Here is a 14,384-nt window from a genome sequence, read left to right as displayed (position 1 = left end):
TGACGGGGTTGATTTACACGGTGGATCGTATATAATGTATAAAGCGGATAAACAATATCCATGTTATACAAGATGAGGCAAGGTGACTTTATTCATGCACATGAAAACGGGCGTTGAGCAATCCGTCTATGCCATATTACTGCTGAATATGCTGCCGGACAAAGCGGTGCTTCCCGGAGAGGCGATCAGCCAACAGCTTGGCGTTTCGGCGACCTATTTCCAAAAATTGCTGCGCAAGCTCGTCAGCGCCGATCTGATCGCTTCCGTGCCCGGAATCAAAGGCGGGTTCAAGCTGAAGAAACGGATCGAAGAGATTCGCATTTACGACGTATATCTTGCGATCGAGGGACAGCAGACGCTTTATTCCTCGAGCGGGATTTTGTGCGACATGCTTGAACTGAGGGAAGAGGACCGCTGCTGCTTGTTGTCCGATCTGATGGAAGAGGCCGAAAATGCCTGGAAATCGGTTCTGAAGAAAAAAACCGTAGCGGATTTGGCCGAAGAGATGAAGGCGGAACGTTTTGCGGGCAAACTAGAATCGCTAAAGGCATGGGTGCAGGATACCATGGTCATTTAAGAAAGCTATACGCGAATAAAATAACAATGCAAAAGGACATCCAAGGATCCCGGCTGCGAAAAAGAAAGAAGGAATGCAAATGATACCGACGTTGGCGCGCATTAACGAGTTGGCCAAAAAAGAACGCGAGGTCGGCTTAACGAACGCGGAGCGCGTGGAACAGCAGGTGCTTCGCGAAGACTATTTGCGCGAAATCCGCGGGCAGGTACTCAAATCCTTTGAAGGGATCACGATCGTGGATCCGGAAGGCAACGACGTGACCCCCGAAAAGGTAAGGCAGCACCAAGTCAACGAAATGCGCAAGTTTCTCCATTAATGAATCGAGGTGAAGAACATGGATTCAGCACGTGTTCAAAGCAAAAAGCTAAACGACATCACGTACTCCGTTTTGGACCTGGCCCCGGTAACCGTGGGCAGCACGGCGTCGGAGGCGTTCAAAAACACGATGAGCCTCGCCCAGCATGCGGAAGCCTGGGGATATCACCGTTACTGGCTGGCCGAACATCATAACATGCCGGGGATCGGCAGCTCCGCAACTTCGGTCGTCATCGGCTATGTGGCGGGCGGAACCGAAAAGATCCGCGTGGGCTCGGGAGGTATTATGCTGCCCAACCATGCGCCGCTTGTCATCGCCGAACAGTTCGGCACGCTGGAAGCGATGTATCCAGGCCGGATCGACCTCGGGCTCGGCAGAGCTCCGGGAACCGACCAGGTAACCGCCATGGCGCTGCGCCGCGATGTGCGCGCCGACGGCTCGGAATTCCCCGAGCAATTGGAGCAGCTGCGGGCATATTTTGACCCGAATTCCAGATACAAACGCGTAAGGGCATTTCCGGGGGAAGGGCAGAAGGTGCCGATTTGGCTGCTCGGCTCGAGCGGATTCAGTTCCGCGCTCGCCGCAAAGCTGGGATTGCCGTTTTCGTTCGCGAGCCATTTTTCGCCCGAATATACGATCCCTGCGCTGACGCAATACCGCGAGCGGTTCCAGCCATCGGAAGATTTGGAGCGGCCGCACGCGATGGTCGGCGTCAACGTGTTCGCGGCGGATACGACGGAGGAAGCGGAGTTTATCGCCACTTCGTTCCAGCAGCAATTTTTAAGCATGATCCGGAATACGCCGGGACAGCTGCCGCCTCCGGTCAAATCGATGGACGGCTTATGGACCGAACAGGAAAAATATATCGTCATGAGCAGGCTCACGACCGCGATCATCGGCAATCCCGATCAGGTCAAACGCCAGCTGCAGGCGTTCCTCGACGAAACCCAGGCGGATGAAATGATCATCAACTCGGCAATTTACGATCACAAGGCCCGTCTGCGTTCGTACGAAATCGTGGCGGAAATCACGGGCATGAAGCCATAAACCGAAAAGACCGGCGCGGGATGTCTCCCGCTGACCGGTCTTTTTTTATGCATTAAGATTGATTGAAATACCAAATGATGCCCGCGGCGATCGCTGCGCAAAAGAGGATAAAAAACGTAATTTTCCATCCGCTGCGCGGCACTTTGCCGCTGACGCTGCCGGTCTCGCCGTTTACCATGTAATGGTAAGTTTTATTCTTGAACGTATACGTCGCATTCCACAAAGGCAGCAAAATATGTTTGTACGTTTGGTCATAATACCCCGTGTCGATCTCCAAATTCCGGATTTCATCACCGCCGATTTTGCTTTTGATCCGGCTTTCGAGCTCTTGATCGATCCGGTATCTCGCCTTCGACCACCCGTCGCGCAAGGAAACGTTATATCGTTCGGCCACGAAGCCGCTCAAAAATTCGGGTTTGTACGGCAACAGATCCTCAAGGCTGAAATCGTCGAACCGTTCGATGATCCTGTCCTCATGGCGGCTGGAAGCAGGGATAAGCACGTCGTTGAAAAATTGGCTGTACGAACCGCTGGTCGAATGCCACACGGTATAACGAACCTGCTCCTCATACGTTTCCGTTTTGCCGTCCACGGTTCGCGTCCGCGTTTCGGTCCGGTAATGGTGGGTCCCGACTTCAGCCTCGTAATCGGAATGCGTTTGGGCGTCAAAGGTCCAGAAGGGCACGTAAATTCCTGTCACGTTGGAATGGGTATGCTGCCTTTTGAACGCGTTCGGCACAAACCACTTTTTCTTTTTCCATTTCAGGAATAACTCGTTGGCTTTTTCCTTCGTGATATGGAAGGGGATGATGGATTCGGGCCGGATGCTGTCGTCGCTGCCCTGGGGCAGCACCTTGGGAGAACCGCAAAACGCGCATGTGAGCGCCGTCTGCTGAACCGGAATCAGCGTCTCGGCGCCGCAGCTTTCGCATTTGATGATCTGCTGCTCCGTTCCCCAGTCCCTTAAGTCTTCATCGTTTTCGTCCGAAAAATCCAGCTCGTATTCGACGGGCTCCTCATATTCTTCAGGAAGATCGATCGGCGCCAGCTGCCCGCAATACGTGCATTTCATTTGCTGGCTTTCCGCATCGAACACCATCTGCGCGCCGCATCCGGAACATGGGAAACGAATCGGTGCTTCTACCGTCATCTTCGTCCTCCTTTACGCCTTCATGCCGCAATTCGGGCAAAACTTCATGCCGGGTTCAAGCGCGCCGCCGCATTCCGTGCAAAATTTCTTTTCGGGTCTCGGCGTGCCGCATTCCGGACAAAACTTCTCGCTCGGTTTCAGCCCGTGCCCGCAGGAACCGCAAGGCTCCGACGTTTCCGCGGCGGAAGGGGCCGGCGGGGCCGACGGAGACGGAGCGGCGGGTCCGGGAGTCATGTTCATCGCCTGGCCGAAGATTTGGCCCATCGCCATGCCGGCACCAAGGCCCGCGCCGGTTCCGGCAAGCCCGCCGTCCGGATTGTTTGCCGCTTCCCGAAGCGACTCGGCTGCCTGGAACTTCATGTATTGGTCCAAATTTCCGGCAATATTCATGGAAGACTTGCGGTCGATCATCTTTTCGACCTCTTCCGGGAGGGAGATGTTTTCGATGAAAAATCCCGAGAGGGACAGCCCCATGCCGTTGAATATCGGCTCAAGCTTGGTTTGGGCGGCGGCGCTCAGCTCGTCGTAATGAAGCGCGATATCCATGATCGGGATTTTGGCTTCGCCGATCAGGTCGGTAAGGCCGGAAACGATGACCGATTTCAGGTACCCTCCGATCTGGTCGGCCGTAAAAGACGATTGGGTACCGAAAATTTCCTTCAGAAACAACGCCGGATCCTGCACGCGGAATGCATAGCTTCCGAAACCGCGCATGCGGATGGCGCCGAGTTCCGGATCGCGCATCATGATCGGGTTGGTGGTGCCCCATTTTTGGTCGGTGAAGTTCCGGGTATTCACAAAATAGACGTCGGCCTTAAACGGCGAGTTAAACGCGTATTTCCAGGATTTTAATGCCGTCAGAACCGGCATGTTCTCCGTGCTGAGTATGTATCTCCCAGGACCGAACACGTCGGCGATTTGCCCCTCGTTCAGGAAGATGGCGGCTTGGGACTCGCGAACCGTGAGCTGGGCGCCCATTTTGATCGCTTTGTCGTACACCGGAAACTGATGAACGATTTCATTGGTGTTGTCGGTCCATTCAATGACTTCAATAAACTGGCCGCGAATAAAAGAAAACAATCCCATTCTTTAGGTCCTCCATTTCGGCTTCTTCAATCTTCTTCCATTCATTATACGTGAAAATAGCTGAGCCGTCCCATGAAAATGGGATTTTGTCCCGAATTATGGTGAATGGTGCCAATACAAGGGGCTTTAGGCGGAACATGAAGATGAAATCTATCGTTTCACCGGTAGCGTTTGCAAGAAAGAGATTGCTATAATAGATATGATGAATATATAAGAAGCTGGGGGAGCACATCATGACGAAAAATGCTAGCAACGTTTCGAAACCATTGTACGAGCTGTATCCCGTTCCTCAATCGGTCGTTTCCTCGGGAGGGGAAGCGGTTTTGACGAAAGAAGTGCATATCGCCGTATTATCCGGCCTGAAGGAAGCGACGCTGCCCAAATTGCAAAAAGCGTTAAGCGACCAAGGTTTTACATATTCCGTATCCGACGGGCTGAAAGACGGGCAAACGCAAATCGTTTTGGCCGAAAAAAGCCAGGCCGGCCGGCTGTCAGCCACGGAGTACGCTTCCGATGTTCTCCCTGAACGCAAAGAAGCTTATGCCTTGTGCGTCGGCGAAAAGGAGGGCTGCGGACAAATCGCGGTCGTCGGCAGCGACGCCGACGGCATTCATTACGGCGTCGTGACGCTGCTGCAAATGTTGGAGCAGTCGGACAACCGCCGCCTGAAAACCTGCCGGATCATCGATTATCCGGAGATTTTGTACCGGGGATATATCGAAGGTTTTTACGGCTATCCATGGAGCCATGAGGACCGGATGGACCTGATGGAATTCGGCGGCCGTCAGAAGCTGAACTCTTATATTTACGCGCCGAAGGACGACCCTTATCATCGCAAGCATTGGCGCGACCTTTATCCGGAAGAGAAAGCGAAGGAAATCGCCGAGCTCGCTGCGGCGGGACATGCCAACAACTTGAATTTCGTGTGGACCATCCATCCCGGGGATTCGATCGACCTTTCGTCGGAGGAGGATTTCCGGTCCGCGATCGTGAAGCTGGAGCAGCTGTACGGTTTGGGCGTGCGTCAATTCGGCGTCTTGTTCGACGATCTGGTCGGGGCTGCGGACGGCAAGCAGCAGGCGGAATTCATCAACCGGATCGACGGCGAATTCGTAAAACCGAAAGGCGACGTGCGGCCTTTGCTGACCGTCGGAACCCGGTATTGCGAAGCGTGGGGACCTTCCATGACGGAGTATTTCAAACCGCTCGTCGAAACGCTGCATGACGACGTCGAAATTATGTGGACGGGTGCGGCCACGATGTCCAACATTTCGAAGGAGCAGTATGACGCGCCGAAACGCCGGATCGGATCCGACCGCAACCTGTCCGTTTGGTGGAATTATCCGGTCAACGACTATTGCGATTCGAAAATTTTGATGGGCAAAATCGAAAACCTGAGCCCCGACCTGGATAACGTCAACGGTTTTTTTGCCAATCCGATGAACCAGGCGCAGGCTTCCAAGCAGGCGCTGTTCTGCATTGCCGATCATAACTGGAATACGGACGCCTTTGATCCGGAACGCAGCTTTTCGGCATCATTTAAAGCGCTTGCTCCCGAGGTGGCGGAGGATTTGGAAATTTTCGCGTCCAACAGCTGCCACCTGAAAGACGACGGCGGCGCGAGCGGGGATTTTTATTTTGACGAGTCCTGGGACGCAAAAAAAGACATCGCCGATTTGCGCGAAGGCTTCAAAAGCGGGCGGGACATTTCCGGGCCTGCGTCGGCGCTGCTTGCCCGGTTCGAGCGCATGGAACAAGCGGCGGACCGGATCCGGGAGAAGTGCCTCAACCGGAATCTGGTGGAAGAGTTGGATCCGTTCCTGCGCGCGTTCAAGCTGATGGCGCAAGCGGGGCAACATGCCATTCACGCGGCGAACGCCATGCGGCGCGGGGATTTGATCGGCATGGAGCAGCATAACGAGGCTGCTTCCAAACGGCTCGCTGCCATGGACGAATGTAAAGTGAACCGATTGAAGGAGGAAAAACCGTTCGACTTCGTCGTGGATGTGGGAACCCTTGCCATCAAGCCGTTTATTTCGGACATGATCGTGCAAACGGCGGTCCAGGCGGGAACGGAGCAGCCTGTTCCGGAGCTTGGGTACGACCGGAAAAACATCGCTTTATCGTCATTGGGCGTTACGGCCAGCGCATCCAGCAGCGCGAACGAAAACGAAAATGCGTCGAAAACGATCGACGGTACCATCTCAAGCGGCAAATGGTGTTCGACCGAGGTCCGGCCGCATTTGACGATCGACCTGAAAGAGCCGAGGACGATCAAGCAGTATCGCATCATCAATTGCGGACATCCGGAAGCCAGGGAGTCGAAATACTGGAACACGAAACATGCCCGGATTTTGGTCAGCCTAGACGGCGAAAGTTTCACGCTCATCGACGAAATGACGGACAACCGGGCCGACGAAATCAATCGCATTTTGCCTCAGGACGTCCAGGCGCGGTATGTACGGCTGCAGATCATCGAACCAACCCAGATGAGCATCGAAGGAAGCGGGCATACCCGGATTTACGGCTTCGAGTTGTTTGACGAGCGTTATCCGGAAATGTCCGAGAAGGTGCCGACGTCCGACATTCGTCTGGAAGCGTCGGGGAACGTGGTAATCGAGCGCGTGAAAAAAGGCGACGTCATTGCGCTGTTCGCATCGCTGCAGGCCGAAGAGCCGATTTCGGTATCGAAGCCGGCGGAAGCGGACGGGGAACGGATTGTATTCGAAGGTATTCCGCTTCAACAGTACGGCAACCGCATTTATGTCGAACGGACCAGCGGACCTCTGCTGCCCAGCGTCAGAACGTCGAAGGGGCTCGCGTGATATAGGAAAAAGCACTCTCTCCGCATCCGGCAAGGATGCAGGGAGAGTGCTTTTTCGTTTGCGGATGCAGGGTCATCAGTGCTCCAAAATATTCAACAGCCGGCCGAAGGGATCGCGGACATAAAATCTTCGGACCCCCCATGGTTCATCCGCCGGTCCGTATTCGATCCGGAACCCGCCCTCCTGCATGCGCCGGCAGGCTTCATCGACGTCATCGACTTCAATCGAAAGATCCGGGACAGGGGTGCCGGACCCGCCTTCGGAAGCAAAGCTGACTTGGGGCCTCATGGTTTCCTCAGTTCCGTATGTCGCGATCCAGCCATGATCCATCAATAGTTCCATTCCGAGAATATCTTGATAAAAACGTTTGGCTTCCGCAACATCCGTTGCCTCAATATTCGTGACGATCCGTTTTACTTTCATGCCGAGCGCCTCCTATCGATTTTATTCGCGATCTTAAGGTCAATGCCAACCTCGGCTTCCCATTCTGTGCCCCATTTTCCGGATCGAACGACCAAGTTGCCGGACGCGGGTTGTTCAGCGTCAACTTAATGCTTATGCAAATACCGTCCAAAATCCGTTCGAGCATGTATTTCATTATATCACCCGATGAGCAGGTTTACCATTTTCTGCCGAGTTGAACAACGATTAGGCGGACTCCGAAACCTTTGTGGAAAATCGATTGCTGCCTTTTCCCGGCCCGTGAGGACTGTAAATTTTGCCGAATTTTTTTGTGATTTTCGCTTGGATTTTCAATCCGCCGATGCTGCCTGATTATGGTATGCTTTTAGACAGTCAAGCAAGTCAAATCCAGAGGAAAAGAAGGAATGTTATGGCGTTATGGGTTCGGGAATCTTCATTCTACAGAAACTTTTTTAGGCTAACGCTGCTGATTGCGCTGCAGAACATCATTACGCTCGGCGTGAACCTGTCCGATAATTTGCTGCTGGGCGGCTACAGCGAATCGGCGTTGTCCGGGGTCGCGCTGGCGAATCAGATCCAGTTCGTTCTCCAAATGCTGGTGATGGGCGCGTCAGAGGGGCTGGTCATTTTGTCCGCCAGAAGCTGGGGCGCGAAAAACCTGGAAGCCGTCAAAAAAGCGGCCAGCATCGGCATGCGGATCGCGCTTTTTGTCAGCGTTGTCATGTGGATCCTCGTGTTTGCGTTTCCGCACGGCTGCATGTCGCTTTTTACGAATGAAACGCGCGTCATTGAAGAAGGGGCGGCTTACTTAAGAATCATTTGTTTTTCTTATGTGTTTTTTGCCGTGACCAATGTGCTGCTCGCATCGCTTCGCAGCGTCGAAATCGTGCGGATCGGATTCATCGTGTCTTTATCCACGCTGATCATCAACGTATGTTTGAATTACGTGCTGATCTACGGGCATTTCGGGTTTCCGCGCATGGGGGTTAGCGGCTCGGCGACGGCCACGCTGGCGGCCAGAATCATTGAAACCGTCATCGTCGTCATTTTCATCAAACGTTTCGACCGCAGGCTGATGCTTCGATTGAAGGATTTTTTCCAGATCGACAAGCCGTTGTTCGGCCAGTATTTGCGCATCGGTTCACCGATCTTGATGGCGAATTTGCTGTGGGCTTGCGCGATGGGGGCCCAGTCCGCCATTTTGGGGCACATGGGGGAAGCGGCGATTGCGGCCAACAGCGTGGCCACCACCGTATTCCAGCTCGTGACGGTCATTACGTACGCTTCGGCCAGCGCAACGGCGGTCGTGATCGGCAAGACGATCGGGGAAGGGCATGTCTCCAAAATCAAAACGTACAGCAAAACGCTCCAGCTTTTATACCTATTCATCGGACTTGCGACGGGGTTCGTGCTTTTCGTTACGAAAGATTACGTGATGGATTTGTACGCGATTTCCAGCGACGCCAAGGTGCTTGCGGTCCACTTCATGACGGTATTGTCGATTACGGTCGTCGGCACCGCGTACCAAATGCCTGCACTCACCGGCATCGTCCGGAGCGGGGGAGATACGAAATTCGTGCTGTACAACGATTTTATATTCATGTGGCTGATCGTGCTGCCCGCTTCCGCGCTCTGCGCCTTCGTCTTCGAGCTGTCGCCGCTGATCACGTTCATTTGCCTCAAATGCGACCAAATTCTCAAATGCTTCGTTGCCTTGGTGAAGGTGAACCGTTTCCGGTGGATCAGAACGTTCGCCACAGATCCGAAAAACCGCGATGCGACCGAAAATGCTGCCATTTAAAGGGGGCTATTTTCCCGCTCATCAGGCCTAATCAATCTGAAAAACTCCGCCAACCGCGCGGAGTTTTTTCTTTTCGCATTTTAGGGATTGAAACCGTTTTATGAATATAATATAATCTTATCAAGATAATAATTTATTATAACGATAATTTAAATGCAAACACATCTTTCAACGCTGGAAGAAAGGAACGGAATCGATCCATGAGCGAAAATCGACAGTACCTTGAGAAGTTTTTTCCTATCGCTTCATTTATCGCCGCGATCGTCGGCCCGAAATGCGAAGTCGTCATCCATGATATCAGCGACTTGGAACGGTCCATTATTTTTATCGAAAACGGCCACATTACCGGGCGGAAAGTCGGAGACGCCTCTACCGACCTGGTGTTGAAGCTGCTCAAAGCCGAAGCCTACCACGAGCAGCAATTCATCGCGAATTACAAAGCTTCCGGCAAGCTGGGGCAAAGCTTCAGGTCATCGACATATTTCATTAAAAACGACAGCGGCACCTTGGTTGGCCTGATGTGCTTGAACATCGACGTCACCCATATGGAGGTGGCCGCGGAATGGGTGCAGCATGTGCTGCAGGGCGGTTCGCTGGTTCCTCCGGCTGCCATCGATTCTCCCCAGGAGGACAAGCAGCAATCGAAGGAATATTTGCAGGGCAATGCAGACGATTTGCTGCAGCATATGATATCGAACGTGCTCGGCAAAATTACGATTCCGATCGACCGCCTGTCTTCCAAGGAGAAAATCGAAATCGTCAAGGAATTGAACGACCAAGGCGTATTTCTTCTAAAAGGCGGCGTTTCGCAAGTCGCGGCGTCTTTATCGATCTCGGAGCCGACGGTTTACCGGTATTTGCAAAAATTGAAATAGAAGGTGACAGCATGACATACGATTTTGACCGAATCATCAGCAGATTCGGAACGAACAGCGCCAAATGGGACGGAATGGCCCAGGCGCACGGCGAAGATATGATTGCGCTTTCCGTAGCGGATATGGATTTGCAGGCGCCGCCGAAGGTGATCGAGCAAATGGTCGAATCGGCGCGGCACGGCATTTATGGATATACGGATCCGTTTCCGCCTTACTTTGAGGCTGTGCAGCATTGGCTGGACAAAGCTTACGGCTGGCAGGTTCCGCAGGAATGGATCGTGTTCAGTCCCCGCATCGTCCAGGCGGTGTCGATCCTGATCCAGAGGTTTACGAACGAAGGCGACCGGATATTGATCCATACGCCGGCTTATCAGCCGATTGCGAAAGCGGTTGCGATCAACGGCAGAAAGCTTGCGGAAAGCCCGCTTCGACTGGTCGACGGCCGGTATGAAATCGACTTTGAGGATATGGAACGGCAAATGCGGCAAGGCGTAAAAATGGTGCTTCTGGTGTCGCCCCATAATCCGACGGGCCGGGTATGGACGCGGAAAGAGCTTGAACGCCTTGCAGAACTTTGCATCACATACGACGCGCTGATCGTGTCGGACGATATTCATGCGGATTTTATCCACGAAGGCCATGAGCATACGATCATCGCCAAATTATCGGAGGAGATCGCGGACCGTTCGATCATCTGCACTTCGCCGGGGAAAACCTTCAACCTCGCCAGCCTTGAAATCGCCAACATCGTCATTCCGAATGACGGGCTGCGGGAACGGTTTAAGGATGGATTGCAGCAAGCCGGAATGCACAATCCGACGTTTTTTGCGGTACCGGCTTTGGAGACGGCGTACACGGCATGCGATGACTGGCTGCAGGAGCTTCGCGCATATATTACCGGCAATATTTCGTTTACGGAGTCGTTTATGGCCGAGCATATGCCGGAGTTGAAAGTGATGAAACCAGAAGGCACGTATTTGTTGTGGGTCGACTGTACGGCATGCAGCCGGAATGAAAGCGATTTAGTGAAGTGGATAGAGGAACAAAGCAGGGTTAGCGTCAGCTTCGGAACATCCTTCGGACAGGCCGGGGAAGGTTTTGTGCGCATCAACGTTGCGGCTCCAAGACCGCTTCTTCGCGAAGCGCTGGAGCGCATGGCGGTACATTATCCTTTAATCAAAAACTAACCAGATTTTTATCACACCCAGGGGGAATACAAAATGGCTGAGCCGAAACAAGTAAAAACCATCAAGAAACCGACATTATTCCTGGCCTTGCTTCCGATCATCACCATGGTTTTGCTGCTTTGCTTGGGATACGTCATGTTCGAGCTGCCGCCCGAGCCGCTGATCATCGCGTCAACGGTCGTCGCGGGCATCATCGCGATCAAGCTTGGATACAGCTACAACGATATTTTGGAATCCATTTCGCAAAAAATCGCCAAAACGATGCCGGCGATCCTCATCCTGATCTGCGTCGGTCTGATGATCGGCGCGTGGATGGTCGGCGGCACGATCCCGATGATGATTTATTACGGACTGAAAATCATTAACCCGCAATTTTTGCTGATTACCGCATTTCTCGTGACCTCCGTCGTTTCCATCTGTACCGGGACGTCCTGGGGATCGGCGGGCACGATCGGGGTAGCGTTTATGGGCGTCGGCGCAGGACTCGATGCCAACCTGGCTGCCGTAGCCGGCGCCGTCGTGGCCGGTGCGTACTTCGGGGACAAGCTGTCTCCTCTGTCGGATACGACGAATATCGCGTCTTTGTCCACGGGCGTGAACCTGTACGAGCACATCGGCCACCTTTTGTATACGACGCTGCCATCGTTTGTCGTCGCCGGGATCGTCTATGTCATTACGGGCCTGAACACGAACGGCGCAGGGGTCGCAATTCCCGAGAAAGTCGGCACGATCATGGATACGCTCAGCACGATTTATCATTGGAACTTCTGGCTCGTGATTCCGGTATTGATCGTTTTGTACGGCTCGATCCGCAAAAAACCGACGCTTCCGGTCATGCTGTTGTCTTCCGCATTTGCGATGGCAAACGCGCTCATTTTCCAAGGTTTCAATTTGCATGACGTCGTCAGCTCCGTGCTCAACGGATTCGACATTTCCATGGTTCATGCTCAAGGTTTCGATGCGGCGAAAGTCATTCCCGACATTCCGAAGCTGCTTAACCGCGGCGGCATGAACTCCATGATGGGAACGCTGCTCATCTGTTTCAGCGCAATCACGTTCGCGGGCACGATTTCGCTTACCAAATCGCTTGAGCTTATCGTCGATAAAATTTTGAAATTCGTTCGTTCCACGGGTTCCCTCATCGTAGCAACGATCGTCACCGGGTTGACGATGATCGGGGTAACGAGCAACGGCCAGGTTTCCATCCTGATGCCGGGCGAAATGCTGCGGGAAGCTTACATCCGCCGCGGCTTGCATCCGAAAAACCTGGGACGGACGATCGAAGACTCGGCCACGATCATCGAACCGATCCTGCCTTGGACGGCGGCCGGGGCTTACATGGCGGGCACGCTGGGCGTAGCAACGCTTTCGTATTTGCCATGGGCGATGCTGTGCTGGACGGGAATCATTTTCGCAACGATCTGGGGATTCACCGGATTCGGGATCGCGAAGCTGTCTCCTGAGCAGCAGAAAGAAATGATGAAAGAGTATGAGGAAAAGGATGCGGCCGAAGCGCAAAAAGCATAACAAGAAAGCTGAATCCTCATAAATAAATGTTGGCGAAGGGATATAAAACAGCCATGGATAGGCCGTACGGCACTTATTCATGGCTGTCTTCGTATATAGACAAGACATAAAGAAAAGAGGGATACCCATGAGTTTACACATCCGAGAAATTACCAAAGAGAACTGGCGCGATGCCGCAGCGTTATCCGTTTCAGCCGAACAGCAGCGTTTTATTGAGAGCAACGCGTTTTCGATGGCTGAGTGCTTATACGAGATGAACGCTGTCTCCGTCGGCCTGTACGATAACGATACGATGATCGGATTTGCCATGTACGGATGGCCGGACAGCAAGCAGCGGAGCGCGTGGCTCGACCGCTTCATGATCGACCGCAATTTCCAAGGAAAAGGTTATGCCAAACGATTTCTCCTGCACATGATTCGTTATATCGAACAGCAATACGATTGCAAAACCATCTATCTGAGCATTCATCCCGATAATGAGCATGCCAAAAGTCTTTATGAAGCCATCGGATTCCGGTTGAACGGGGAAATCGATAACGAGGGCGCCGTCCCAGGTCTGGTGATGGAACTCGATTTAGACGTTTTAGGCGAGGTCCATCCTGGTGAAGGTCAGATCTGAAGCGCCCGTCCCTCCGGCCGATGTTCGGGCTGATCATGTATAAGCGAACCGTCTTCAAGATGAAGCCAGGTATCGAAGCTGCGCTCCCCTTCCGTCAGTTCAATGACCCGTGCTCCCGTCAGGAAAGGCTGATTCAAATAGGCATTTCGGGTCGTGCGTCCGTAACAGAGACGGATACCATGCAGCGTTCCCCAGAAGTCATTTCCGTGGTCATGTCCGACGAAGGTCCCCATGATATCTCCCATTTCCACCATGGCGGCAAAAAAGCCGGAGTTGATCCATGGCGCGCAGCAATATTTGTCGAGCTTTTGCCCATAACATACCGAAAAATCCCAAACGTCGTTGTATTCGGGAAGAGGAATATGGAAAAAGCCGAGGGAAGGGAGGGGGGAGCCTCCGTTCCTGACGGTCAACCGGTAAGAGGTTTCCGTATACCAGGCGATCTGGCTTCTGCGGATCCAATCGTAAAAACCTAACCGCAGGTGTTCCAGCGGCGAGTAACTCCCCGAATCGAGAAAATACAGCGCCGCCGCGGCCTGATGGTCTCTCCCCAAAATTACGAGCACGTAATTTCCGGTTCCTTGGACATTCGGCGGATCGGGCTGCGCGTAGCAGTAACGATGGGCGAGCTGAAGGTTGTGCAGCTGTTCGCGCGTGATGTTCGGCGCCTCGGAATCATGGTTCCCGAACACGGCGGCCCACGGCACCTGCATCTCTTCAGGCACGGACACGGCGTCTTTGAACGCCTGTACCGGATCCGGACTTCCGCCGCTTGTGATCACATCCCCGGTATAAACCACCAGATCAGGCTTCTCCGCTTCCACGACTCTTTCCATCATTGCCTTCATCCGCGTTTCTTCTTCGCTTGCCCGCGAAAATTCCGTATCCGTAAACTGAACGATCTTAAATTTGCCGTCCGAATTAAAATGAAGTGATTTTCTCATCCGGATT

13 protein-coding genes are annotated in these 14,384 nt (G+C 53.2%); 9 read left to right on the top strand and 4 right to left on the bottom strand.

Annotated features, from left to right (window positions below):
• Window positions 1–94: 94 nt before the first annotated feature.
• The 3 genes from AC27KL_RS26395 (at window position 95) to AC27KL_RS26385 (ending at window position 1,940) form a co-directional block, all read left to right on the top strand.
• A complete protein-coding gene (locus tag AC27KL_RS26395; protein ID WP_036713701.1) occupies window positions 95–577 on the top strand; it encodes an RrF2 family transcriptional regulator in 483 nt (160 codons plus the stop codon).
• Between the two features lie 79 nt (window positions 578–656).
• Window positions 657–893: a DUF896 domain-containing protein gene (locus AC27KL_RS26390; protein WP_487171665.1), complete on the top strand. Its 237-nt coding sequence runs from the start codon at window positions 657–659 to the stop codon at window positions 891–893.
• Between the two features lie 18 nt (window positions 894–911).
• On the top strand, window positions 912–1,940 hold the full coding sequence (locus tag AC27KL_RS26385) for an LLM class flavin-dependent oxidoreductase (RefSeq protein WP_339320829.1): 1,029 nt from the start codon (window positions 912–914) through the stop codon (window positions 1,938–1,940).
• Between the two features lie 52 nt (window positions 1,941–1,992).
• Here the strand turns inward: AC27KL_RS26385 and AC27KL_RS26380 are convergent, their stop codons facing one another.
• Together AC27KL_RS26380 and AC27KL_RS26375 are read right to left on the bottom strand one after the other, a co-directional pair.
• Entirely contained in the window at window positions 1,993–3,090 is a 1,098-nt protein-coding gene (locus tag AC27KL_RS26380) for a TFIIB-type zinc ribbon-containing protein (protein ID WP_487171664.1), read from the bottom strand.
• Between the two features lie 12 nt (window positions 3,091–3,102).
• Window positions 3,103–4,176 carry an SPFH domain-containing protein gene (locus tag AC27KL_RS26375; protein WP_487171663.1) on the bottom strand — a complete coding sequence of 358 codons (1,074 nt, stop codon included), beginning with the start codon at window positions 4,174–4,176 and terminating at the stop codon, window positions 3,103–3,105.
• Between the two features lie 233 nt (window positions 4,177–4,409).
• Between AC27KL_RS26375 and AC27KL_RS26370 the strand changes: the two genes are divergently transcribed.
• Window positions 4,410–7,001 (top strand): glycoside hydrolase family 84 protein, encoded by a 2,592-nt coding sequence (locus tag AC27KL_RS26370; RefSeq protein WP_487171662.1) that lies wholly within the window; start codon window positions 4,410–4,412, stop codon window positions 6,999–7,001.
• 75 nt (window positions 7,002–7,076) lie between these two features.
• Here the strand turns inward: AC27KL_RS26370 and AC27KL_RS26365 are convergent, their stop codons facing one another.
• Window positions 7,077–7,424 (bottom strand): VOC family protein, encoded by a 348-nt coding sequence (locus AC27KL_RS26365; protein WP_339320825.1) that lies wholly within the window; start codon window positions 7,422–7,424, stop codon window positions 7,077–7,079.
• A 409-nt stretch (window positions 7,425–7,833) separates the two neighbouring features.
• Here AC27KL_RS26365 and AC27KL_RS26360 point away from each other — a divergent pair, with 409 nt between their 5' ends.
• From AC27KL_RS26360 to AC27KL_RS26340, 5 genes are all read left to right on the top strand, one after another.
• Window positions 7,834–9,225: an MATE family efflux transporter gene (locus AC27KL_RS26360; RefSeq protein ID WP_487171661.1), complete on the top strand. Its 1,392-nt coding sequence runs from the start codon at window positions 7,834–7,836 to the stop codon at window positions 9,223–9,225.
• 200 nt (window positions 9,226–9,425) lie between these two features.
• Window positions 9,426–10,100 carry a helix-turn-helix transcriptional regulator gene (locus AC27KL_RS26355; RefSeq protein WP_036713705.1) on the top strand — a complete coding sequence of 225 codons (675 nt, stop codon included), beginning with the start codon at window positions 9,426–9,428 and terminating at the stop codon, window positions 10,098–10,100.
• 11 nt (window positions 10,101–10,111) lie between these two features.
• Window positions 10,112–11,287, top strand: a complete 1,176-nt coding sequence (locus tag AC27KL_RS26350; RefSeq protein ID WP_487171660.1) for a MalY/PatB family protein — start codon at window positions 10,112–10,114, stop codon at window positions 11,285–11,287.
• Between the two features lie 33 nt (window positions 11,288–11,320).
• A complete protein-coding gene (nhaC, locus tag AC27KL_RS26345) occupies window positions 11,321–12,814 on the top strand; it encodes a Na+/H+ antiporter NhaC (RefSeq protein ID WP_487171659.1) in 1,494 nt (497 codons plus the stop codon).
• A gap of 127 nt (window positions 12,815–12,941) precedes the next feature.
• On the top strand, window positions 12,942–13,433 hold the full coding sequence (locus AC27KL_RS26340) for a GNAT family N-acetyltransferase (RefSeq protein ID WP_487171658.1): 492 nt from the start codon (window positions 12,942–12,944) through the stop codon (window positions 13,431–13,433).
• Here AC27KL_RS26340 and AC27KL_RS26335 read toward each other — a convergent pair.
• Window positions 13,424–14,377 (bottom strand): metallophosphoesterase family protein, encoded by a 954-nt coding sequence (locus tag AC27KL_RS26335; RefSeq protein ID WP_487171657.1) that lies wholly within the window; start codon window positions 14,375–14,377, stop codon window positions 13,424–13,426. The two genes, AC27KL_RS26340 and AC27KL_RS26335, sit on opposite strands and share 10 nt — an antisense overlap.
• Window positions 14,378–14,384: the final 7 nt, after the last annotated feature.

It is taken from the genome of Paenibacillus sp. YAE3 (genome assembly GCF_057546105.1).
Note: the sequence above shows the minus strand (reverse complement) of the source record. Positions and strands in the feature narration are given on the sequence as shown.